26 protein-coding genes are annotated in these 24,653 nt (G+C 44.9%); all 26 read right to left on the bottom strand.

The window, feature by feature from the left end; translation table 11 throughout:
- Positions 1-740, bottom strand: a 740-nt coding sequence (locus tag E7204_RS09440; protein ID WP_295184025.1) for a peptidoglycan-binding protein, incomplete at its 3' end; no start/stop codon positions are given.
- A 203-nt stretch (positions 741-943) separates the two neighbouring features.
- Complete coding sequence (locus E7204_RS09435) at positions 944-1,918, bottom strand: glycosyltransferase family 2 protein (protein WP_295184022.1); 975 nt, start codon at positions 1,916-1,918, stop codon at positions 944-946.
- A gap of 166 nt (positions 1,919-2,084) precedes the next feature.
- Positions 2,085-2,681 (bottom strand): signal peptidase I, encoded by a 597-nt coding sequence (lepB, locus tag E7204_RS09430; RefSeq protein ID WP_295184019.1) that lies wholly within the window; start codon positions 2,679-2,681, stop codon positions 2,085-2,087.
- A 140-nt stretch (positions 2,682-2,821) separates the two neighbouring features.
- On the bottom strand, positions 2,822-3,631 hold the full coding sequence (locus E7204_RS09425) for a YitT family protein (RefSeq protein ID WP_295184028.1): 810 nt from the start codon (positions 3,629-3,631) through the stop codon (positions 2,822-2,824).
- Between the two features lie 66 nt (positions 3,632-3,697).
- A complete protein-coding gene (locus tag E7204_RS09420; RefSeq protein ID WP_295184016.1) occupies positions 3,698-4,171 on the bottom strand; it encodes a hypothetical protein in 474 nt (157 codons plus the stop codon).
- A gap of 446 nt (positions 4,172-4,617) precedes the next feature.
- Positions 4,618-5,814, bottom strand: coding sequence for a DUF3084 domain-containing protein (locus E7204_RS09415; RefSeq protein ID WP_295184014.1), 1,197 nt, complete (start codon positions 5,812-5,814; stop codon positions 4,618-4,620).
- A 306-nt stretch (positions 5,815-6,120) separates the two neighbouring features.
- Positions 6,121-7,212: an LptF/LptG family permease gene (locus tag E7204_RS09410; RefSeq protein ID WP_295184011.1), complete on the bottom strand. Its 1,092-nt coding sequence runs from the start codon at positions 7,210-7,212 to the stop codon at positions 6,121-6,123.
- 19 nt (positions 7,213-7,231) lie between these two features.
- Positions 7,232-7,951: an LPS export ABC transporter ATP-binding protein gene (lptB, locus tag E7204_RS09405; RefSeq protein WP_295184008.1), complete on the bottom strand. Its 720-nt coding sequence runs from the start codon at positions 7,949-7,951 to the stop codon at positions 7,232-7,234.
- A gap of 12 nt (positions 7,952-7,963) precedes the next feature.
- Complete coding sequence (locus E7204_RS09400) at positions 7,964-8,677, bottom strand: LptA/OstA family protein (protein WP_295184005.1); 714 nt, start codon at positions 8,675-8,677, stop codon at positions 7,964-7,966.
- Between the two features lie 16 nt (positions 8,678-8,693).
- Positions 8,694-9,233, bottom strand: a complete 540-nt coding sequence (gene lptC, locus E7204_RS09395; protein ID WP_295184002.1) for an LPS export ABC transporter periplasmic protein LptC — start codon at positions 9,231-9,233, stop codon at positions 8,694-8,696.
- Positions 9,220-10,155 carry a lysophospholipid acyltransferase family protein gene (locus E7204_RS09390; RefSeq protein WP_295183998.1) on the bottom strand — a complete coding sequence of 312 codons (936 nt, stop codon included), beginning with the start codon at positions 10,153-10,155 and terminating at the stop codon, positions 9,220-9,222. Before E7204_RS09390 ends, lptC begins: the two co-directional genes overlap by 14 nt.
- A 20-nt stretch (positions 10,156-10,175) precedes the next feature.
- Positions 10,176-10,697: an HAD-IIIA family hydrolase gene (locus E7204_RS09385; protein ID WP_295183995.1), complete on the bottom strand. Its 522-nt coding sequence runs from the start codon at positions 10,695-10,697 to the stop codon at positions 10,176-10,178.
- On the bottom strand, positions 10,697-11,668 hold the full coding sequence (locus E7204_RS09380; protein WP_295183992.1) for a KpsF/GutQ family sugar-phosphate isomerase: 972 nt from the start codon (positions 11,666-11,668) through the stop codon (positions 10,697-10,699). The genes E7204_RS09385 and E7204_RS09380 overlap by 1 nt, the downstream gene beginning before the upstream one ends.
- Before the next feature lie 33 nt (positions 11,669-11,701).
- A complete protein-coding gene (gene kdsA / locus E7204_RS09375) occupies positions 11,702-12,520 on the bottom strand; it encodes a 3-deoxy-8-phosphooctulonate synthase (protein WP_021840893.1) in 819 nt (272 codons plus the stop codon).
- A 65-nt stretch (positions 12,521-12,585) separates the two neighbouring features.
- Positions 12,586-13,317, bottom strand: a complete 732-nt coding sequence (gene kdsB, locus E7204_RS09370) for a 3-deoxy-manno-octulosonate cytidylyltransferase (protein WP_295183990.1) — start codon at positions 13,315-13,317, stop codon at positions 12,586-12,588.
- The gene (gene lpxK, locus E7204_RS09365) at positions 13,314-14,444 is read right to left on the bottom strand and encodes a tetraacyldisaccharide 4'-kinase (protein WP_295183988.1); all 1,131 of its coding nucleotides are present in this window, start codon (positions 14,442-14,444) and stop codon (positions 13,314-13,316) included. Before lpxK ends, kdsB begins: the two co-directional genes overlap by 4 nt.
- Before the next feature lie 43 nt (positions 14,445-14,487).
- Positions 14,488-15,792 (bottom strand): 3-deoxy-D-manno-octulosonic acid transferase, encoded by a 1,305-nt coding sequence (locus tag E7204_RS09360; protein ID WP_295183985.1) that lies wholly within the window; start codon positions 15,790-15,792, stop codon positions 14,488-14,490.
- Positions 15,793-15,794: 2 nt separating this feature from the next.
- The gene (msbA, locus tag E7204_RS09355; protein ID WP_021840889.1) at positions 15,795-17,525 is read right to left on the bottom strand and encodes a lipid A export permease/ATP-binding protein MsbA; all 1,731 of its coding nucleotides are present in this window, start codon (positions 17,523-17,525) and stop codon (positions 15,795-15,797) included.
- A gap of 19 nt (positions 17,526-17,544) precedes the next feature.
- Positions 17,545-18,681 carry a lipid-A-disaccharide synthase gene (gene lpxB, locus E7204_RS09350; protein ID WP_295183979.1) on the bottom strand — a complete coding sequence of 379 codons (1,137 nt, stop codon included), beginning with the start codon at positions 18,679-18,681 and terminating at the stop codon, positions 17,545-17,547.
- Positions 18,682-18,768: 87 nt separating this feature from the next.
- Positions 18,769-19,590 carry a UDP-2,3-diacylglucosamine diphosphatase LpxI gene (gene lpxI / locus E7204_RS09345; protein WP_295183975.1) on the bottom strand — a complete coding sequence of 274 codons (822 nt, stop codon included), beginning with the start codon at positions 19,588-19,590 and terminating at the stop codon, positions 18,769-18,771.
- Positions 19,591-19,728: 138 nt separating this feature from the next.
- Entirely contained in the window at positions 19,729-20,541 is an 813-nt protein-coding gene (gene lpxA / locus E7204_RS09340; RefSeq protein WP_295183973.1) for an acyl-ACP--UDP-N-acetylglucosamine O-acyltransferase, read from the bottom strand.
- 190 nt (positions 20,542-20,731) lie between these two features.
- Positions 20,732-21,163, bottom strand: a complete 432-nt coding sequence (gene fabZ, locus E7204_RS09335; protein WP_021840885.1) for a 3-hydroxyacyl-ACP dehydratase FabZ — start codon at positions 21,161-21,163, stop codon at positions 20,732-20,734.
- A 1-nt stretch (position 21,164) separates the two neighbouring features.
- The gene (gene lpxC / locus E7204_RS09330) at positions 21,165-21,998 is read right to left on the bottom strand and encodes a UDP-3-O-acyl-N-acetylglucosamine deacetylase (RefSeq protein ID WP_295183970.1); all 834 of its coding nucleotides are present in this window, start codon (positions 21,996-21,998) and stop codon (positions 21,165-21,167) included.
- 141 nt (positions 21,999-22,139) lie between these two features.
- Complete coding sequence (locus E7204_RS09325) at positions 22,140-23,045, bottom strand: lipid A biosynthesis (KDO)2-(lauroyl)-lipid IVA acyltransferase (protein ID WP_021840883.1); 906 nt, start codon at positions 23,043-23,045, stop codon at positions 22,140-22,142.
- An 8-nt stretch (positions 23,046-23,053) separates the two neighbouring features.
- Entirely contained in the window at positions 23,054-24,085 is a 1,032-nt protein-coding gene (gene lpxD, locus E7204_RS09320; protein WP_295183966.1) for a UDP-3-O-(3-hydroxymyristoyl)glucosamine N-acyltransferase, read from the bottom strand.
- A gap of 37 nt (positions 24,086-24,122) precedes the next feature.
- A complete protein-coding gene (locus tag E7204_RS09315; RefSeq protein WP_295183964.1) occupies positions 24,123-24,650 on the bottom strand; it encodes an OmpH family outer membrane protein in 528 nt (175 codons plus the stop codon).
- Positions 24,651-24,653 lie beyond the last annotated feature (3 nt).

Below are 24,653 nucleotides of genomic sequence, written 5' to 3'. Positions count from 1 at the left end.
TATTGTTCATCCGCACTGCGCGGCAAATCAATGCCCGATTTGGCAAATACATAGCGCACATAGCCGGAGCAGTCAAAGCCCTGCGGGGTAGCGCCGCCGAATACATACGGTACACCGCGATAACGTTCCGCTTCGGTAATTATTTCACTAATCGATTTTGACACCTTACCGGTTTTAGTGAAAATAAAGTCCGGAGCGATTGGATCGAGAATACCATTGGTCGGTGTCTTTGACTTTATGGTAGCAGTATTTTTCTTGGCTACCGCTTGTACTTTCGCATCGCCGTTTTTATTAACTTTGTTATTTTTTACTTTAGTTTTTTTAGTTGCTTTCGCAGGCTTCGTCGCATCCAAAGTAGCTGCCGTTGTTTTCTTCTCTAACGTAGCTTTACGACCGGCCGCCATTTCCGCGGCAATCTTATCATCGGACATGCGACCCAAACCGGCTACCACATGTTCATCAAGCTCTTTACCCATTAATTTCTTATAAGTAACAGCATCTAAAACACCGTTCACCGGTAAATTATTATCTTTTTGATATAGGCGTACTGCCCATTTGGTATTGGCATCATACTCGCCATTGAGTCGTGCATTATATCCGGCTGCAATCAACTTCTTCTGAATCGCCGAAATGTCGCCGCCTTTAGCGCCATACGTATACCCGGCCGCACTGACCAATTGCGTGCTGACCATTAACATTACTGCCGCTGTGATGGCGACTTTTCTTTTAATTGATTTCATAGTACTATCCTCAAACTAGTCTCTGAGTACCCATACTTCAACAGGTTCTCCTTACGTCAAAACTGTCTTCTTATAATTATACCACAAATAGTTTGCAGATGACTATTAACTAGCCTTAGACAGCTATATTATTTACTCATTACTCTTCGCTTACGCGTATTATAAACTTAGATTTGCTGTATAATACACAACAATTTACTGTATTATAAACCTCGATTTGGTGCATTATTATGCCCTTGCGGTTGATTCTTGTCGTCAATATTATAGCCGCCACGAATCCAATATAACGGTCGGTGCTTAACTTCTTCAAACACACGGCCCACATATTCACCGATAATGCCGATACCCACGAGCTGTACACCACCTAAGAAGAAAATAGCCACTCCCAAAGTCGCCCAGCCGCTCACAGCGGAGTCGGTGAAGAAATGCACATATAGAATATGCAAAATCATGAGCAAGCTCAATAAGCCGCAGATCAGGCCGATATAAAAAGCGGCCCTGAGCGGTACTTTTGAAAAAGCCGCAATCCCGTCCAAGGCAAAGTGCAGCATTTTGCGCACGCTGAACTTGGATTTACCGGCAAAGCGCGGTGGCGCCACGAAGTGGATTTCCGCTTGATTATAACCGATGGCCCCTACGATGCCACGCAAAAAGCGACCGTGCTCACGGAAACGGAGCAAGGTATCCAAGGCGCGACGATTCATCAGACGAAAATCGGAGCCGCCTTCCACGATGGGCACATTGGCCATTATGTTCATTAACTTGTAATAATATTTTGATGTGAAAGATTTAGCCCAACCCGCATCTTCCGTGGAATCACGAATGGTGCGCACTACATCGTGGCCTTCTTCCCAAAGTCGAACTAATTCCGGAATCAATTCCGGCGGATGTTGCATATCACCATCCATAGTAATGACCGCATCACCGGTGGAATAATCAAGTCCACAGGTCAAAGCCAATTGATGGCCGAAATTACGGGCCAACAACAACACCTTAACATCTTTATCTTCAGCCGCAATATGGCTGAGCATGGTCGCCGAATCATCAGACGAACCATCGTCTACAAAGATAATTTCCTGGTCGTAAGGTAGCGTGTTAAGCACTTTTTTGACCGAGCTGTAGAATTTTTTTATATTTGCCTCTTCATTATATACGGGCACTACTACTGACAATAACATAGGCCGCCTCCGTTTCCTTAATTGCGACTTTATTTTACTAAATTTACGGACCATTGGCAAATAAACAAAATATAAATTAAAAAGTTGAACCCCGCCGAAGCAGAGTTCAACTGACTTTCTGCAAAATCTATTATGTAATCGACTCCGCGTAAACTTTCAATTCAGATTAAAAGCTTAAATCATATACCACATGACCGATTACATTTTTAATAGGCACAGGGCCGATAAAGCGGCTGTCGCTGGAGTGATTGCGATTGTCCCCCATGACGAAGACATGACCTTCCGGTACAACGACCGGTGCCGTTTGACTATATTGCATAGTCGGTTCTTTCGTATAAGGTTCTTCCAATTCCTTGCCGTTGCGCCATACATGACCGTCTTTAAACTCCAACGTATCGCCCGGTAAGCCGATAACACGTTTTACCCAAGCATCATGGCGTTCCGCATCTTTGCTGAAAATAGAAGCGTAGTTCGATACAACATCGGCCACATCATCTTTCCAGGTACGATCACGATTAACACGGCTGTCGATAATAACAATATCGCCGTATTGCGGCATATTGCCTTGAATATGATCTAATTTAGATACAACCAGAAAATCACCGTTATGCAGTGTATCTTCCATGGATTCACCGGATACGCGAGTAATCTGACCCAAGAACAAATGAACTACAATCGCAATAGCGAGGGCAATAATAATCGCATATAACCACTCACCGATTTCATGTATAATCTGCTTTCCAATTGACTTTTCTTCTGCCATACAACCTTCCGGTTTCATTACAACACCGTGCTACCAAGCCCTATTAATTAAAACTTCTAACCACTATGTTGAGGTTTCGTGCCAAGGCGCAACCATTGTTGCAAAACCGGACTCCTTTCTTCAAAGAACCGTGCTGCTATTTAGTGAATCGTCTTCTTCCCGAACTGACCGCCAAATACATCATGCACGTCAGAAATAGTAATAAACGCATTTTCGTCGTTTTCATATACCACGTCTTTCAACTTGGTAATTTCCAAACGCGTCACTACTGAGTATAGCACTTTTTTCGGTTGTTTTGAATAGCCACCTTCACCAAAAAGAACGGTTACGCCACGACCAAGTCGTTTCGTAAGCACTTCGCTGATTTCATCGGGATAATCCGTAATAATCATAACGCCCTTGGATTCTTCAAGACCGGTGATGGTAATATCAATCATCTTATACGCAATGAAGTACACAATAAGGGAATACATAGCACTGTTCCAGCTATATACGAAGCCTGCTGCGCCCAAAATGAATAAGTTTAAAAACATAACAATTTCGCCAACGGAGAAGCTGCTCTTTTTGTCAAAAATAATGGCCACAATTTCACTGCCATCCAAAGAACCGCCGTTACGAATAATCATGCCAACGCCCAGACCAAGAATAATCCCGCCGAAAATCGAAGCCAGGAACGGATCGATGGTCACCGGTGGTACATCATGCATGAATACGGAAAAAACGGAAATACACATTACCGAGAATAAAGTGGCAATGGTAAAACTGCGCCCGATAAGGCGATAGCCTATATAAAGGAACGGTAAATTAAGAATAACTACGAAAACACTGAAAGATATTCCCGTAAGTTCGGTTGCCATCAAAGAAATACCGACTACACCACCGTCGATGATGCTGTTCGGTACGAGAAATACATCCAAACCGAAGGTATAAATCAAAGACCCTACAATCATCCAAAAGTAACGGATTGCATGATCCTTCCATGTTAATTTTTGTGAACGTTTAGCTGCTGCCATTGTCTATCCCCTTTCTTTCTTGCCCAAAATATATTGTTCACCGATTATCCACGCCGTAAAATCATCAACCGGCACCGGTGGATACAGCATGCCTTTCGGCACCAATCGTTTCAAACCGGTAGGCGGATGAAACTCAAAATAACGTTTGCGCGCCACTTCCGTAGTATGTGCTTCTTCAGCGAGCGTCACCGGTAAATCTTGTGTTTTGCCTAAGGCTTCCAATAGGTGAAATACTAATTTATGATTCGTCCCATTACCGCAAATTAATTCATTAATCGCTTTAAACTGTGTAAGAACGGATGTGAGTGATGTTTCAAGCTCGGCGGTCGGAAAAATTGTTTTATATACTAATTTAGCCGCATCTCTCGTCATGACCGCAACGCCGCTTTTCTCGCGGCCCGGATCCACCGCCAACAGTAAAGGCTCGTTGGCGTCTACATTAGCCGCTTTATATAAAGCATCTGTGTCTATTTGCATCCCCGGCCTCCTTTACTATGGCTTTGCCTTCTGTCGGCAAACCGTCTAACATATCCCTACCTATTACCTAAAAATTTTCACAAAAAATGCTGTCGGTAGCTAAGCTAACGGCAGCATTCTATCTGTTCCGGCATAGTAATCAAATCGATACCTCAGTTTATAAGCAATACTCAGCCTACATGCCCTACAAACATAGCTGCAACAGGTGAATTTTCCATTTGCTTTTCAAACGAATCTTTTCGATATGTTTTATTATACCATATAAGTAACAAGGCTTAGTTACTAAATCTTATATAACCTATGCTTTTTTAGCATAATCAAAATCATTGAATCTCATTTTAAAGTCCTACGCCTAAAATTGTCCACGCAACCGAAAAGTCTGATTCACCTCCGTAAACTACAGTGATTAGCATGAGGATGAGTTATTTAACTACTGTTAATTTGACTTACGACTCTGCATTAGCAGCGCGCACCGGATCAAGGCGTAGTTCAATCTGAACCGGACCGGTCGTATAGGTATCTTCATCTACAATCGCTCTGATGCGCACAGGACCACTTAAGCGGCTCAATTGACGAATGGTATCAAATAATTCATCCCCCGGCAAGGAGCCTACGTCACCGGACAACGGATCCGGCAAAATGCCCTTAGCTTTCGCCTGTGCATTCACGTCTTTTAAGAAGGACAATACGGTAAACTGTGCATTGTCGCCCCCTTCAACTTCAGCGGACCAAATCACATCGCCCTTATCGTATACTTTCTGATACGGATAGGCATGAATTTCAGCCAAAGCAGCTTCGCCGTAAATAATATTGGCTGCTGCGGTCACCCGAATCGTCATCGGTTCCGTAGCACTGGCCACCTGTTTGGCTACTTCTTCCAAATTATTGCGACTTACATAAATAACGGCACGGTTTTCATCAATACCGAGACGGCGCAAAATCAAACCGTTTGTGTCATTCAAAATGCTCGTAATCGCCTTAGCGCTTTCATCTTCGGACAAGCCCGGGCGAACCAAGGCCCCACTTAATACTTCACCGACACGGAAAAGAACGGTGCCCTCACGAACATGGGTAATCCCTTCTTCCAAGCGTTTTGTCGTTACCCGTAAGTCTTCAATATGTTGTTCCAATTCGGTTCTGGTACTTTCCAAAGTTTGAATATCTTTGGCCGATTGAGCCAAGCGTGCATCAGCCTGACGGTACGCTTCTTGTACAGAAACGAGCTCTTCACTCATAGCATTACGGGCGGCACGAGCTTCTTCCAATTCTTCCTGCGTTGCCTGCACATCTTTACGCATCGTATTTAAAGCGACAGTCTTTTCACTTAATTCTTTTTTGCCCGCTTCCAATTCTCTATTCTTGGCTGCGACATCACTGTTAAGTTGATCCATTTCCGCCCGCAACTGCTCCATGCCAAAGAGGGCTATCCGAACATTTTCCGATGCAATAGCCAACACCCCTAGGGTAAAGGCGGAAATTAAAATCCCCGTAACAATTGTCATAATAATGGATGTATGTTTAGGCCTGAGGCCAAAAATGGACATACGACGCTTCCCGATTTTAGTACCTAATTTATCGCCAATGAAAGCAATGGCGCCGCCCATGATAGCAATAATTAAAATAATATTTAAACCGACCAACATGTCGAGCGCACTCCTTCCTCTTATAATCAAAATTACCAATTTATCATTAAAACATTTATGGGAGAGACTTATAATAAACCTTTATGCCAAGTCCCGAGGTTTTTATCGTCTTATTAACTCTGCTAATTGAAAACTGAAATATATAGTTTCCGTTTCTATTGTACTCTATTTTCAAGAAAAGAAAAAGTAAACTTCATGAAAAAAATAACCTTGGCAAAACAAATACCAAGGTCATTGTATTTATGTCCCATATTTTATTGCAAAACTTCCTGCATCTACTGTAATCAGCAGCCTGTCGTTTGCCTTTTATTTAGACACTTTCCAGTTAAGCCACAAACCGGCGATAATCCCCAGCGTATCAGGAATAGCGGCCGCCACAAGCGGTGGCAACGCGCCCCCTTTACCAAGCGCACCGGCAAAGGTCATTACCCCGTAATACACGAAGATAATGATAACGCTGAGACCAAACCCGATGGACGAGCTGGAACGCTGTTTTTGAAGGCCTAACGGCGCCCCAACCAAGGCAAATACGAAGCTAGCAATCGGAATGGTAAAACGTTGATACATTTCCATTTCCCATTTAGTAGTACTTACATAGCTTGAACTTAACGCTTTAATTTGCTGACGAAGTTCTTTAATCGTCATTTCGTCAGGATCGCGTTGTTCCTGTGAAATCTGGTCCGGATCTTTAGCGATTGGCAATATCTGGTCTTTAAAACGCATTGTACGTTCTACACCATTGCCGTCAGCCGCCAAATCATAAATGACACCATTGTGCATTACCCAATAAGTACCGTTCCAGGTTGCCGTATCGGCATGTTCAATCTGGGTTACTTCACCATTGGTAAAGAGCTGTGCCGTAACGCCGTTAATAAGCTTGGTAGTGGAGTCATAACGTTTCGCGTACATGAGGGTACTGATATTGTCCCCTTCCATGGTTTTCAAAACAATATGTTCCTGAGCCGGCGGTTCCGCCTGCTTCTTAATTTCATTACGAATAATGTTTTGGTACGCATGGTTAGCGGCCGGCACTACATATTCATTGAACGCAATGGCGCCGATAGAAATGAAGAATGCCGCAATATACACCGGCATGGCTAAGCGCAAGAAGCTCATACCGCCGGCGCGCATTACGATAATCTCACTGGTGCCGCTCAAACGGCCGAAAGCCAAGAGCGAGGCCAAAAGGACCGCCATCGGGAATGTAAGTACCACAATGCTCGGCAAGGCTAAAATAAAGGCCCTGGTTACCGACCATAAGGAGGCCCCGTATTCCGTAATATATTGAGCGATACGGAATAAAGTACCGGTCCCTACGAAAATACTGGTAAAGGCAAAAATACCGAAAAGAAAGGGGCCTATAAAACTTTTTAAAATATATTTATCTAATATTCGCATGTTCTTATATCACCAGCCCCTACATATTAAAACTGTCGCCTAAATAATGCTTACGAGCTATCGGACTGTTAGCCACTTCATCAGCGGAACCTTCCAGCAAAATTTTACCGTTGCTCAAAATATAAGCACGGTCAACGATGCCCAAGGTTTCACGCACATTATGGTCCGTAATTAAGACGCCGATGCCACGTGCTTTCAGATGGCGAATGATGGATTGAATGTCGGCTACGGCAATAGGATCGACCCCGGCAAACGGTTCATCCAACAAAATAAACCGCGGTGCCAAGGCGATACAACGGGCAATTTCCACACGGCGTCGTTCACCGCCGGATAATTGCATCCCCGTGCGTTGGCGCACATGTTCAATGTGGAATTCCTGCAATAACGCTTCTACCGTTTCCTCAATCTCCGCCTTCGATTTAGTCGTTGTTTCCAACATGGCGCGGATATTGTCTTCCACGGAGAGTGAACGAAATACAGATGCTTCCTGCGGCAAGTAACCGATGCCCTGATCGGCTCTTTTATACATAGGCATTCTGGTAATGTCTTTCTCACCGATGGTAATTGTACCGCTATTTGGTTTTTCAATGCCAATAATCATGTAGAAGGTGGTTGTCTTACCGGCCCCGTTAGGGCCCAACAAGCCCACTACTTCGCCTTCTTCGACACGAACACTGACACCATCTACAACATTGCGCCCTTTATAGGTTTTTACTAAATCTCGGGTTTCAATAAACATTCAAGTTACTCCTTACTGCTGCGGCGTGATAATCAACGTACTACGTCCACCTACAGTTTGTACCGAATTATCTTTCATTTCTAATTTTAATTCCGGCGCATTAAGCACATTACCGTTTTGAACGGCATGGGCATTACCGGTTAAATACGCTACCCCATCATCCTGACCGGGCGTCTGGGTGTACACCGCATTATCGGCGCTGGCATCCAAATTGTGCTTAGCACTGTGCAAGGTTACATTGCCCTGTGCAGTGGCACGAATTTCATTGAGCCAACCCTGCACATAGTCACCGGTCAAAACGGCATCATCCATAACGAGTTTGGCATTGCCGCGGGATGTACCGTATTCCGTTTTAGTATTATACGTTACTATATCACCGAAAACTTGCTTATTTTCTTTTTGCAAACGTACATTACCGGTCGCCTGAAGCTGTTCATTATTGGTACTGTGAAGCGTCTGAGCGGATAAGGATGTATCCGAACCAATCATGCTGACACCGCCGGACAAATCAGCTTCCTGCGTTTTTGTATTATACCAGCCGGTTTTACCGGTCATCGTCTTGTCTTCATTGATAATTACCACATTGCCGTTGGCTCTGGCAATACCGCTGTTACCGTCATATTCCAAGGTATCGGCGGTAATGGACAGATTGGACTGAGCCGCCCAAACCGGCACGGCAAGGCCTATTGCAAGCGCGGTAACCGCCATTATTTTTGACAATTTCATCTGTCAAATCCTCCCATCACTTCTTAACTAATTTAGCATGACCTTTAGCCATGACTTTATTCAATACCACATCGGCTTCCAATTGATCACCGGTCACGACAGCATCGCTGTTAGAGAATGTAAACGGTGTTTCAGAAGTCAATTTCTTCGTTTTATTATCAAAAGCGATTGAATCCGTTACCAACTCCGTATCAACGCCGTTTGTGCCTTTAACACCACCGGCCAATTGCATTTTATTATGGTCCCCCGTCATGTAACCGCGCGGTGCCGTTACAACGAGTGTTTTATCACCATCATAAAATGTTCCTTTCATATTCGTCAGGTAAATTTCCTTAGTGTTCGGATTTACTTTAATTTGTTCCGCCGAAACAGACCAAGCCGTCTTACCGTCTTGTTCTTCTGTGATGGTCGATCCTTCAAACGTCACTAAATTCCCCTTCGGTTGTGTCGGATCCGTTTTCGTTTCCGCTTCACCGCTTAGTAATATCCAGATAAACGCCCCTACCAGAGCAAGTACGATGGCTATGACTAAAATCGTCTTCTTATTTTTTAGCATGAACTGCGTCCCTCACCTTCAGTTTTGCCTCAATATCCACTATTTCATTCAGTTTGGTATTCCAACGATGTTGGAACCATAACCATTCGGTAGGATGCTGTCTGATAAAGTCTTCCGTAACGCGTACGGTGGCTTCCGTCAAGCGGTAAATATCTTCTTCTTCATTCCCCGTATCTTCATAGTAAAGCGGTGGCAGTATTTCCACTACATGGCCTACGCCATCCGGCTTGCGATGCGTAAATACAGGTACCACGGGGGCTTTAAATTTCTGAGCAAAGGTGGCCGGACCGGTTACAGCCGATGATTCCTGTCCCAAAAATTCAACCGGTAATCCCTGAATGTAACCATCCTGATCCGCCAAGAAACCTAACAGTTTCTTTTGTTTCATCGCTTTTACGGCGCGAATCATTTCGGAGCCGCCTCGAGCAAACACTTCAAGCCCTACCATTTCACGATATTCATTAAGCAATCGTGTAACTTGTGCATTCGGCTGTTTTTTAACAATCGTTGTGGACGGATAACCGCTGGCAGCCAAAGCTGCGCCCATCCATTCCCAGTTGCCTACATGAGCCGTCAAAATTACAACGCCTCGCTTCTCGGCCAATGCTTTATCCAAATATTCCATACCGTGCATTTCAATATGCTCGGCAATAAATTCCTTCGTTAAGTTTGGCATGTATAAAATTTCCAAAGCGGAGCGACCCAAATTCTTAAATAATTCACAGAGAATTTGTTCCGCTTCTTTTTCTGAAACATTCATGCCCTTCATGACATTATAAACGCCACGTTTAATTTGTTTTTTAGCAAATAGCGAATATAAAGGCCCTAAGCCTGCCCCTATACGAAGTATCGTGCGATACGACAACTTACAAGTCAATGCGCTTAAGCCTTTTAACAGTTTATATTGCCATTCATTTGACATACCGTACGTACCTCCTTTCGCTATTGACCTTGACTATATATTTCATTCTTATAATCTTCAACCAATTCGTCCCAACGTCCGGCTTCTTTAAAAATATGTTCAATGGCTTCACGAATGGCCCCATGGCCGCCCGCTTTAGAAGCCGTGAACTTAGCAATCGCTTTTACTTCCGCTACACCGTTAGCCGGTGCCATAGGATACCCCACCGTGGTAAGGGCTCCCAAATCATTTAAATCATCGCCCATATAGGCCATTTCAGCCGTAGAAATACCTAATTCCTCGGCCAGTTCTTTAATGGCAGCCGTCTTATTATGACAGGCCATGCGAACAAAATCAAACTTTAATTCTTCCGTGCGACGCTCTACCATCTTGGAGTAACGCCCCGTAATAACGGCCAGCTTCAAGCCGCCGCGACGGGCTAAGGCGAGGCCCAGTCCATCCTGTGCATTGAACACTTTTATTTCATCACCGGTGGCGGTATAAATGATACCGCCTTCGGTCATGACGCCGTCCACATCTAAGATTAAACAGCGTACTTTCATTATACAATACCTCGACGCAATAAGTCTGTAATATGTACAATTCCCAAACATTCTTTCTTATCATTAACTACCGGCAACACCGTAATAGGTCGCGGTTGATTCTTTTCCATTAAGTGAAGTGCTTCGGCGGCTAATTTATCCTTCGTAATGGTGCGCGGCATAGCCGTCATCATGTCCTCTACGGGCCATTCCAAGAAATTGCTGCCCGCATCAAGACCGCGGCGAATATCACCGTCCGTAACGAGACCGATTAAACGACCTTCTTCGTCTACCACATTGGTAGCACCAAGGCCTTTTTCCGTCATTACGAATAAGGCATCGCGCACGCTGGCACCTTTATGAACCACCGGATTGTCTTCACCGCTATGCATAATATTTTCAACCGTTAAGAGCAATTTTCGGCCCAACGATCCGCCCGGATGGAAAATGGCAAAATTTTCCGGTGTAAATTTATGACGATCCAACAAGCATACCGCGAGGGCGTCGCCTAAAGCGAGGGCTACCGTCGTACTGGTAGTCGGTGCCAAACCCAAAGGACAAGCTTCTTTTTCCACTTCCACCAACAATACAATATCCGAATTCTTGGCTAAGGTAGAATTATGCTTGCCGACTACACTGATTAACTTCGCCCCGATACGACGTAATGAAGGCAATAAACTAATCACTTCGCCGGTTTCACCGCTATTGGAAAACGCCAGCACGATGTCTTCCGACGTAACCATACCAAGGTCTCCGTGCACACCTTCGCCGGGATGTAAAAATAACGCCGGGGTGCCCGTGGATGCCAAGGTAGCTGCCACTTTACGGGCAATGTGACCGGATTTACCCATACCCGTACAAACTACGCGACCATGGGAATTTAAAATCATATTCACCGCATCGATGAAATTACCGTCTAAAGTTGTGATTAATTTTTCAATGGCTTGTGCTTCTTCATGAAGCACTTGAGCCGCTTGCTCCAAAACGTTCATGGATGTTCCATCCCCTCTATTCGTATTCTTCAATTAGCCTTTAACAATTTTGTCGATAGCTACCAAATCACGTAACATTGCTTCCAAATCGTCCAAACGAACCATGTTAGGGCCATCGGACAAAGCTTCTTCCGGATTATCATGAACTTCCATGAAGAAACCGTCAACGCCGGCGCCGGCAGCGGCTCTTGCCAAATTAGGCACGAACTCACGCTGACCGGAAGAGCTGGTGCCCGCACCGCCCGGCAACTGCACACTGTGCGTAGCATCAAAAACTACCGGATAACCGAAACTGCGCATGATTGGGAAGGAGCGCATATCCACAACTAAGTTATTGTAACCAAAGCTGGCCCCACGTTCCGTTAAGAACAAATTAGGATTGCCTGCTTCTTCTACTTTTTTAACAACATTGCTCATATCCTTCGGCGCCAAGAACTGGCCTTTTTTAATGCTGATTGCTTTGCCGGTTTTGGCAGCACCGTATACGAGGTCGGTCTGACGACATAAGAACGCCGGAATCTGCAATACGTCGAGTACTTCAGCGGCCGGTTCAATCTGTTCAATGGAGTGAATATCGCTGATAACCGGAACCTGTAATTCTTTTTTAATATGAGCTAAAATTTTAAGACCTTCTACAAGACCGGGTCCGCGGAAAGAATTAAAGCTGGAACGATTGGCTTTATCGAAGGAAGCCTTAAAGATATAAGGAATGCCTACGCGTTCACAGATTTCTTTGGCACGACGACCAATATTGAGCGTCCGTTCCGGATCTTCAATTACACAAGGACCGGCCATTAGGAAAAGACCTTTACCACCACCAAGGGTTAAGTTGCCTACTTTAACTTCTTTCATGAGTATCTCCTTATATAATACACTTCAAATTTAAAATTTTTATGGAAAAACCGATATTTTTGCTCTTAGCGGCCTTGTTTTTTTAAAATTTCATTAACAGCAGCCAAATCTTCCGGCGTATCAACACCGATAAAACGAGCATCGGTTTTTATAACTTGAATAGCAATTCCATTTTCTAAAGCACGAAGTTGTTCCAATGATTCCGTAAGTTCTGCCGGAGTTGGCTCCATCTTCGCAAATTCCAGTAGAAAATCGCGCGTATAGGCGTAAATGCCGATATGCTTAAGCGGTGCATTCTTAAAAGCATTGCGAGGATAGGGAATCAAAGAGCGTGAGAAATACATGGCCTGCCCTTTAAGATTGCAAATAACCTTTACTGCTGACGGCTCATTATATTCCGCTTCAGCCAATGGGGCGCCTACGGTCGCCATTTTAAGCGCACCGTCATGACGGAATAAATCACCCAAGCTATCGATTAAACCCGGCGCAATCAAAGGTTCGTCGCCCTGTACATTGATGATTACATCAATATCAGGTCTTGCTTCAGCCACTTCCGCCAAGCGATCGGTACCGGTCAAATGATCGGCCTTCGTCATAATAGCTTTGCCGCCAAAGCCCGTAACAGCATCAAATACGCGCTGATCGTCCGTAGCCACAATGACTTCATCAGGCACCGCAGCCTGCGATACTTGCTCGTAGACACGCTGAATCATCGGTTTGCCCGCAATATCCGCCAATGGCTTACCGGGTAAACGGGTTGACGCATATCGTGCGGGAATGACACAAGCTATTTTCATAAAGTATCCTTCTTTCCTACGCCTTTAATATAGGCCTTAAACTCTTCTTCCCCTTTGGCAAATTCAATGCCGATAGGGATTACATATACCGGTATCTTCAAATCATGCACGGCTTGCATTTGACTTAATTTAACCGCATCTTTTTCTGTCGTCACAATGGCTGTAGCACCTTTGGCAAACGCGGTACACCACATTTTAACCACATCATCGGTAGTATATTCATGATGATCGCCAAAATCCAAACTTTCAATCACTTCATAGCCAAGGCTGTTTACAGTATGCTGAAAGGATTCCGGACGACCGATACCGCTCACCGTTAAAAACTTGTGAGACACTACGAGCGAAGGTTGTGCTTCTTCATTGCGCTCCCAAGAATCCAAAGTTTGCATGCCCAACGGCTTGTGAATGGTTTCTACAATCGGAATATTCGGCGCCAACTGAGTGAGGCGATGTTTAATACCGAATAAAATATCTGCTGGTACCTGATCCGTCTTAGTCAAAACGAATACATCGGCACGCCGCAAACCGTCCAGCGGTTCACGCAAAAGGCCGCGCGGTAATACATGGTCATAGCCGAACGGATTGGCCGCATCAATAAGCACGATATCTAGATCGCGAGCCAGTTTGCGATGCTGAAAACCATCGTCTAATACAAGTATATCACTACCGAGCGTTGCTGTCGCTACTTTGGCCGACGCTGCACGCTCACGACCGATAACCACACTGGTGTGCCCCAGCCCTTTACCTAAGAGCCAAGCTTCATCACCACTCACGGCAGGGGTAACTTCCAAGCGACCGCGGCGCGATACAATGATGGTATCCTGATTATCCTCGGCCCGATAGCCTCGACTCAGTACAGCCGGTGCCATATTAAGCGATTCTAAATATTGACAAATATAGCGCACCATCGGTGTTTTGCCGGTACCGCCGGCCGTAATATTGCCAACGCTGATAACAGGCACGGTAGCCCTGGTAACGCCTTGGAGCTTATCAAATTTCTGATTGCGATAAGTCGCCCCTTGCGCATATACCTTACTTAACAAACCGAGACCGCCTCTGGCAACGTCTGCCAACGGCCCTTTCGCCCGACCGCTCACCAACTCTTTGAATAGTTGTTCCCCTTTCATGAGCTCTTACCTCCTTTGCCGTAACTTTATAATTCAATTCAAGTTACGGAATGATGTGATAGTTTTCAAATAATTTACGCAACTCTTCCGTATTGCGCTGGGTGGCACCGCGGTTTTCATAAATGATTTCCAAACAATTCCACCCCATCGCTTCGCGTCGCTCCTTATCGCGGCAAAGCTCGAGCATTGTGTCGGTCAATGCTTTGCCGTCCTTAACCATAAGACACGCATCTCTTGAGCTTAAGAGTGAGTAAATTTCTTTAAAGTTGAACATATGCGGCCCTACCAAAATCGGTTTGCCGTGAGCCGCCGGTTCTAAAATGTTATGGCCCCCGGTCCGTACTAAGGAACCACCTACAAATATAATATCACCTAAGCTGTAAAGCCTACCCAATTCACCGATTGTATCGAGTACCACCACCGGCGTTTTCTCGTGAACCGGTCCGGTCATAACACTGCGACAAATCGCCTTGAGACCATACTTTTCAGCCAAACTTTTAACGTCATTGCCGCGCATAATTTCACGAGGCGCAATGAGTAAACGAGCTTCCGGATATACCTTTAAAATCTCATTAAAGGCTGTCAAAACAGCATCTTCCTCGCCGCGATGGGTACTGCCGGCTACAATAATCGGATGATTGCGACCAAAGCCGAATTCATCTTGAAGTTTCTTTTTCTCTTCGTCCGTTACCTGAGCGTAAGTCTGATCATACTTCGTATTACCGGTTACAGTAATGCGGTCCTTAGCCGCGCCGAGGTATTCGATATATTCCGCATCCAATTTAGACTGCATGCAGAAATACTGAATGGACGCGAGCATTTCTTTCGTAAAAGAACGAATCATCCAGTACCGTTTCATACTGCGATCGCTGATGCGGCCGTTTACCATCATAACCGGAATTTTTTCATCTTCCGCAATACGCAAGAAGTTCGGCCAGATTTCCGTTTCTACGAGTAAAATCGTAATCGGTTTAATGATATCCAAAATACGACGGGTCAAAAACGGCAAATCCAACGGGAAGAAAATAATCCCCTCCGCTTCCGGAATAATGCGATGGGCCATAGCATGGCCGGTAGCGGTAACTACCGATACGACTACGACCGCTTCTGGGAATTTCTTTTTAATATCTTTTACAATCGGACTGGTTGCCACAATTTCACCTACCGATGCGGCATGTACCCAAATAGCACGACGACCTTCGATTTTGCGCATCAATGAATCGGGCATAAAACCAGCACTCTGCCGAATACGCTCATAGAAACCTTCTTCAAACGCCAGTCGATAGAGGATGACCGGTATCAAACCAATCCAATATATAATTAGTAATACGTTGTATACCCAATACATCCTTAATGTCCTTTACTTGCAAATTGCACGGAATATAAATGTTGATAGAGACCATTTTGAGCGAGGAGCTCTTCATGGGTTCCCACTTCTTCAATATGTCCCTGACGCAACACAATAATTTGATCTGCATTCTTGATTGTGCTGAGACGGTGAGCAATAACGAACGCCGTACGGCCTTTCATCAATCGCTCCAACGCTTCCTGCACGAGCTTTTCGCTTTCCGTATCGAGGGCCGACGTAGCTTCGTCCAAAATCAAGATTTTCGGATTTTTCAAAATCGCACGGGCGATGGCAATGCGTTGACGCTGACCGCCGGATAAGGAGCTGCCCCGCTCGCCTACCAGGGTATCAAAGCCGTGCGGTAATTTTTCAATAAATTCCAGCGCATTAGCCGCTTTCGCTGCGGCATACACTTCCTCTTCCGTACCGTCTAAACGACCGTATAAGATGTTATCGCGAATGGTGGCGTTAAAGAGCATTGTTTCCTGCGGTACCAAGCCTACCTGTTCACGCAAGGAGTTAAACGTCACATCGCGCACATCAATGCCGTCGATACGGAGTGCCCCCGCCGTTACATCGTAAAAACGCGGCAACAAATTGGCAATGGTTGTCTTGCCCGCACCGGATGGACCAACAATGGCCACTACACGACCGGCCGGTACGGTAATGGATACATCCGTTAAAGCCGGTTTTTCACCATCATAGGAGAAGGACACATGGTCAAATTCAACTTGACCAGAGAGTTCCGGTAAGGCAATCGCATTCGGCTTCTCCTTAACCTGTGGCTCAGTGTCCAAAATTTCAAAAACACGGTCGCCCGCAGCCATGGCTTTTTGAATATTGCCGTATACTTGACTCAAGCGTTTTACCGGATTCGATAAGTTAATCGCATAGATTAAGAAGGCGATTAAGGAACCGGCGGAAATAGCCCCCGTTACTACATTATAACCGCCATACCAGAGAATGACCGTTACCGCAATGGCTGCAGAAAATTCAACGAGCGGACTCAATAAGGCGGATAACTTAGTGGCTTTCATAGCAGCCAAAAAGTTACGCTTATTTTCCTTCTCAAAACGCACCACTTCATAATCTTCACGGGCAAAAGAGCGCACTACGCGAATACCGGAAATAACTTCCTGCAAAAGGGATGTAATATCCGCAATACGGCCCTGCACATCATGACCGGCCAAGCGAAGTCGCTTGCCGAAAACATTGATAAGGCCAAGCACGACCGGTACGATGATGAAGGTTACCAAGGTCAACTTCCAATCGATGAGAATCATGGAAACCAAGGAACCGATTAAGGTAACCCCTTCCGTAATGAAGGAGATCAAATTATCGACGATGGCCGTCTGCAAAGCACCGACGTCATTGGTTAAATTACTCATGACTACGCCCGTTTTACGACGGTCGAAATAAGCTTGATCGAGGCGCTGTAACTTTTTAAACAAGGCTTCGCGAATATCGATGATAACTCGCTGACCTACATAACTCATGGTATAGGTCTGACCGTAAGTGGCAAAACCGCGCACCAAAAAGACCAATAAAATGGCAACCACGATGAGATTTAACATCTGCATATCTTTCGCCTGCAGCACATCATCCACTACATTTTTGATGAGCCAAGGCACCACTAAATAAGCGGCTGCCGCTATAATCATACAAATTAAACCGAAAATCAAACGTCCGATATACGGTTTAATGTACACTAATAATCGTTTATAACTTCCCATTCATATCCTCCGGAACCATTTATTTTGCAGCGCCGGCCACAGTAGCTACCAATTGAGCTACCCGCTTAACCGCGCCTTCACCGCCTAAGGCTTCTTTGACGGCCTGCAAATCATCAATCATGGTATTTCGTCTAACTGAATCCTCCAATAAAGAGGTCAATTCCTTAGCAATATTCACAGGAGTTACCTGCCCTTGCAATAATTCGGGAATCACTTCGCGGCCCGCCACAATATTCGGCAAGCCCACATGGGTTAAATTCACCAATAGTTTGCCCAACATAAAGGTAACCGGTGACAGACGGTACAATAAAATTGTGGGTAAACCCATAAGTGCCGTCTCCAGCGTGGCCGTCCCTGATGCAGCGAGACACACATCACAGCTTTGCATCAAATCATAAGTATGGTCTTCCGTAATCGTAACGGGCACCTTATAGTTAGCAACAATAGCTTCTAATTCTTCTTTGTCAATCGTATGGGCCCGAGGCAAGAAAAACGCCAAATTGTTATGCTTTTGTATAACAATCTCCGCCCCTTTGAGCATGCGGTCGAGGAGCCCCAGCACTTCCTGCTTACGGCTTCCCGGCATAAGCAGCACCCGCTTAGTGGCGGGATCCATATGGAAGTAAGCCATCGCTTCGTCCTTCGTCATGGACGGTTTCACAATGTCCACCAAAGGATTACCTACAAATTCCACATCTACGCCGAATTCACGATAGGCCGCCGCTTCAAAAGGAAATATGGACGCCACTTTGGTCACCGTCTTGGCAATATCCTTGCCGCGACTGCGATGCCATGCCCATATGGTGGGCGCAATATAATAGACAACGGGAATCCCCAAATCATGAGCGACTTTCGCCAGTTTCATATTGAAGCCGGGATAATCAACACAAACCAAAACATCCGGCTTTTCCCGAATCATAATATCTTTTAAATAGGCTCTCAGTTTGAAAAAAGAAGGCAAGGCCTTAACAATTTCCACGATGCCGATATAGCCGAGCTGTTTAATATCGTACACAATATTAACGCCCGCATCAGCCATGCGCGAACCGCCCATGCCAAGCATGGTTACCTCGGGATATAAGGTTTTTAACGCGCCGGCAACACTGGCCGCATGCGTATCGCCCGATGCTTCTCCGGCGGAAAACATGACTTTCATCAGAACCTCCAAGACATTAATTACGCTCTATCAAATTGTAATTCAAACATCTTTGCCATTTGAATTACAATGTATTCTCTATCAGAATTATTCTTCTTCCGGCCCGTCAACGGCACAGATAATAAGGCCTTTTTCGTTAGCCAATTTAATAACTTCGGCCTGCTCCACAAAGATAGTGCGCTCCGCTTCCATAGCCAGAATTTTGCAATCACTCTCCAACATGGATTGAATGGTTGTAAGGCCTACAGCGGGCACGTCAAAACGCACATCCTGTCGCGGTTTGGCTGTTTTTACCACAACCGCATTACCACGACCCAAAGCACCGCCGCGCTTAATACACGCATCGGTCCCTTCAATCGCTTCAATGGCCATAACCGCCATATCTTTGACGACAACGGTTTGACCGATGTCGAGTCCGCCCATTTGTTTTGCCACATCAAAACCGAAGAGGATATCCGCCATTTGTTCCTTATTAGGTTTGGCCTTCGTCAGAACACCCGCTTTCGGCATAAGAGGTTTCATATAAACGGTTTGGTCCACCACCTGAATACCTTCTTTAGCCAATTCCTCCACGATAGTCAACATAATCGTGTCGTCCTTGCGATTGCGAAGTTTCGTGAGTAACTTAATGGTCCGCAAATCAGGCATAACCAACCCTTTAAATAAAATCTCTTTGGTTACTTTGCCGAGCATGGTCACTTCCGTGATGCCTTCCTTATGAAGTGTTTTAAAAATTTTATCTATCTTCGCCACATTGATTTCATAGAAAGCATCAGCTTCCGCTTTCAGCTCCGGTTCCGTGTCGGGAATAACAGCAATAACGACTACTTCATAGCCTTCCGATTGCGCTGCTCGTAAAAATTCCACCGGCAATTTACCTACGCCGGCCAGTAATCCGACTTTTGCCATCGTTTCCTCCCAGTTCTTTGTATTTAAAGACATAATATATAATATTATATCAAATTTTACCTCATTTTTGAACAAAAAGAGCCTTCCCTTTCAGGGTCAAACCACTCTTTTGACCCGTCAAGGCAAGACTCTTACTTTTTAATCGCGGCGAAGACGCATAATGCCACGGTCTGCATTGCGCAAGAAACGCAATAAGTTCTCAATTTCTACGGAAGAGTTTAATTGCATTTCCATTTCTTCAATCGCTCTGGACAAACTGAAACCGGAGCGATAAATGATGCGGAATGCCTGTTTCAAATCATGGCGTACTTCTTCAGAAATTCCGGCGCGGGATAAACCTACGGAATTAAGACCGATTACACGAGCCGGCTGGCCGTCGGCAATTACGTAAGGCGGAATATCCTGCACTACTTTAGCCATACCGCCGACCATGGCGTTACGACCGATTTTTACAAACTGATGAATGCCCGCAATACCGCCGATAACTACTCGATCTTCGACGATAACATGACCGGCGAGACCGGCACAGTTACTCATAATTACATTGTTGCCTACGATGCAGTTATGGGCCACATGAGTGCATGCCTGGAATAGGCAGTTATTGCCTACGCGAGTTTCTTCACCTTCACCGGTAGCACGACTGATGGTAACGCATTCACGAATGACCGTTTCATCACCAATATTGCAAAAGCTCTTTTCACCTTTGAACTTTAGATCTTGAGGTTCTAAACCTACAGCCGAACCCGGGTAAAGTTCACAACGTTGTCCAATGGTAGTCCAACCGCCTACGACTACATTGGCACCGATTTTGGTTCCGTCACCGATGGATACATTTTCACCGATTACGGCACCGGGGCCGATAATTACCCCTTGGCCAATCTTAGCGTCCGGATGAACCACCGCGGTGCTATGTATATTAGAGGTAGCATTCTCCATGCCTACTACTATCATCTATGTCACTCCTTGCTCTGTTGAGATTGCGACTATTACGCTAAATGTTGCTTTATTAATAACATAATCGTAATAAACTTAAATTAGTGAACATTCATTTTAGAAAGTTTTACAATCAAGAACAGAGAAATTTTATAATAATTACGAGAAAATATATGTTTATCACATTTTATCTCGATTTTTTAAGGTTTTACTTCTTAACAAGTGCAAACATGTACTCGCCACTGGCTACCAATTTATCACCAACGTAAGCTCGGCCTTCTACCTTACCCATCATGCCCTTAATTTTTACAACATCCGCTTCCATGCGAACTTGGTCGCCCGGTTTTACAGGATGACGGAAACGTACTTTATCAATGCCGGTAAACATAGGTGTAAGACCACGGTTTTCTTCCGGATACAGAAGGGCAATGCCGCCAACTTGAGCAATCGCTTCCGTTAACAATACGCCCGGCATTACCGGATTACCCGGGAAATGACCTTGGAAGAATAATTCATTCATCGTAGCATTTTTAATGCCTACGGCACGTTTCATAGGTTCCAATTCAATAATACGATCAACCAATAATAGCGGGTATCGATGCGGTAAAATTTCCATAATGTCTTCAACTGTAAGAATCATCTTAATCCTCCTTCATTTCTTGCAAAATTTCACGGGCCAAGCGCGAATTTAATTCATGACTGGACTTCAACGCAATAATGTGTCCTTTAATCGGACCGAGGAGAAATAAGTCCCCCAGAATATCCAATATCTTATGTCGAACCAATTCGTCATCAAAACGCGGTACGGATAAACATTTGGTATCATCATAAACCAAAACATTATCTATATTGCCACCTTTAGCCAATCCCATGGCTTGCAACTGCTTTAACTCACTCATAAAACCAATGGTTCGAGCCGGTGAAATTTCACGGGCAAACACGTCAGAATCTATATCAATATCCACCTGTTGCGTCCCCAGTAGCGGATGATTGTTGACCGAAGTAAAAGTTACTCGTAAACCATCATAAGGTACAATTAAAATATAACGATCGCCGTCGTATACAGTATGAGCCTGTTTTACGGCATATACCTTGCGCTCCGCAGCCAATTCTTTAACGCCTGCGGTTTGCATCAAATCGACAAACACAGCTGCACTGCCGTCACCAATCGGTGGTTCCGGCGAATTCAATTCTACATAGCAGTTATCTATGCCCAATCCATAAAAAGCAGCCAATAAATGTTCTACCGTAAATACTTTGGCTTCACCCGATTCCAAGGTGGTTGCTCGGTTTGTATTGGTAACATTGGCCGGAGTTGCTTTAACTGAAGGATTCCCCGGTAAATCAGTGCGCACAAACACAATCCCTGTATCAGCTGTTGCCGGACGTAATGTCATGGTCACCGGCAGACCGCTATGGAGTCCTGTGCCTTCATAGGCAATTTCTTTAACGAGGGTCTTTTGCTTAAGTACCATCAGACTCCTCCTTTCCTTGTCATAACCTGGGAACGATAAGAGTGACCCCACTATTCGATTGCACATACATTGCGAAAGGTCACTCTTTAATACACTGTCTTTTATTATATACTATTCTCAAAAGACATGGCAAGTATGGCGTCAGTCCTTCATTGGATCCGGTGGTACTTCCATTTTACCTGCATAATAACGGCGTGTCCACTTCCAACGATTATGAAGCCAGAACCAGTCTTCCGGATAGCGTCTGATATAGTCTTCAATCCATTCATTCAAGCGAGTCAACGTAACCGCCGTATCTCGTTTTTTGTCATCCGTATGTTCCGCATAGAACGGCGGATGAGCGGTAACGATGTATTTTTCTTCAAATTCATCGTAGCGAATGGTTACCGGTATAATCGGAACATCTTGCATACGGCCCATTACGGCCGGTCCTACAGGGGTCAAGGTTTCATAGCCGAAGAACGGCACCAATTGCCCTTGAGCCGCCGGATCCTGGTCCATAATAAGACCAATCATTGAACCTTTTTGAAGCTCTCTGATCATTTCGCGCACACCGGTTTTATACGTCACATGCTGATGCATGAGCGCTCTATATTCATTGATAAATTTATCGGCGTCCCCATTTTGTCTCATGGCAACCGATATTAACGGATAGCCTTCGGATGCTAAAATACCGCCCAGAAGTTCCCAGTTGCTGCTGTGAATCGCCATGAGCACAGCCCCTTTACCGCCTTCTTGAGCATCATCCAAATATTCACGGTCAACCCATTCGAACATCTCTTTATATTTGCCATCCTTAATTTCAGGATAACGCAATACATCGATAATCATACGTCCGAAGCGGGTTGTACTCTTTTTAGCTATTCGTCTTGCTTCTTTAGGATCGTCTGTAATATTGCAGAATAAAATCTGCCCTATAGCCAGTTTGCGGCGTTTTGGCGGCAAAAACAGCCAAAAAATCTCGCCCAGCAAATAGCCAATACCATATTGTATACTATGAGGCATCATACAGATAAAAGCACTAAAGAGCTTCATAAACCTATACATATACTCTCCTATTTCGCCGCCAATTCTTCTTTTAAGGCAGCCAGTTCTTTTTCTAAACGCTTAATTGTTTTGGCCATATCCGGCAAACGATTTTCATAAGCAGCCAATTTAAGCCATTCCTTATGAGGTCGATGCGGATAGCCGGCATAGGTTCCGTTGGCCGGAACATTCCCGACAATGCCTGTTTTCCCTGCAAAAGTAACATTGTCACCAATGGTAATGTGGCCGGTACAACCGGTCTGACCGGCAAAAATTACATGATTGCCGCATTTGGTACTGCCTGCAATACCAACCTGCGCAATGAGGAAGCAATCTTCACCGATTTCAACATTGTGCCCTAAATGCACCAAATTGTCAATCTTAGTGCCTCGTCGAACCAATGTGGAGCCCATGGTTGCATTATCAATACAGGAGCAAGAGCCTACTTCCACATCATCTTCAAGGATTACATTGCCAACTTGTGGGATATGCGTATGTTTCCCCGCTTCGGTAGCAAAACCGAAGCCTTCACCGCCAATAACGGCTTTAGCTCTAAGAATTACGCGTTTACCTAAAATACAATTTTCATGAACAATGGCACCGCTGTATAAAGCGGAGTCATCGCCGATGCGTACATTATGACCTACGTAAACATACGGATGTAATACGACATTGTCACCGATAACCGCATTATCATAAATAATGCAGTATGGTCCTACCGTTACATTCTTGCCCAATGTTACATTGTTGCCGATAATCGCCGTTTCATGAATACCGGTAGGAAATACTACCGGCGGATGGAATATCTGTAAAATCTGCGCAAAAGCGGCCTTAGCATTATGAACTACAATTTGAGGAATGCTCACATCGGCCAACGGTGCTTCTACAATGACAGCGCCTGCTTTGCTTTGCCCTACATGTTCACAATATTCGCCTATGGCAAATGAAATTGCCTGCGGTGCCGCTTGATCGAGACCACGGGTTTCTGTAATCTCAACGCTGCCGTCACCTACTACTTTACCTTCTACACTCTTTGCCAGTTCCTCAACTGTATACTTCACCGTGAAAGTCTCCTCTCGCTGCCCCTATTAATCGTTATTATTTGTTAGCTTCAGTGCTGCCGGATGCTGCGGAACTTGCTGCACCGTTATTGGCATCACTGCTTGCTGCCTGGTTAGCATTGGCATCGCTGGCATTAGCCGCTTTGCCCATTTTGTTCAATACTTCTTCAGTCAAATCAACGCCACCGCTGATTAACGCATTCTTTTCAACTACGGCAGTAATATTTTTTTCTTTCGCAATCGCCTGTACATTCGTATCTACAGCGTTACGGAAATCATTAATCATAGCCTGCTGATACGCCTGGAATTCCTGCTGTGCTTTTTGCTGATTCTGCATCATAGTGTTGGCATCCTGGCCGGCACTCTGATCCTGAGCCAAACGAGCATTAATTTCAGTAAATTTAGCCTGCAATTTAGTATTCGTATCCTGACCTTTTTGGCTGTCAGTCATGATTTTTTGCATATCTACATAACCAACCTGTTCAGCAGTACCGCAACCGGCAACCACACCTACAGATACCATCATAGTTAAACCGGCCAAAATACGTTTTACATTCTTATTCATTGT

This window comes from Veillonella sp. (genome assembly GCF_015058545.1).
Lineage (GTDB): Bacteria > Bacillota > Negativicutes > Veillonellales > Veillonellaceae > Veillonella_A.
Note: the sequence above shows the minus strand (reverse complement) of the source record. Positions and strands in the feature narration are given on the sequence as shown.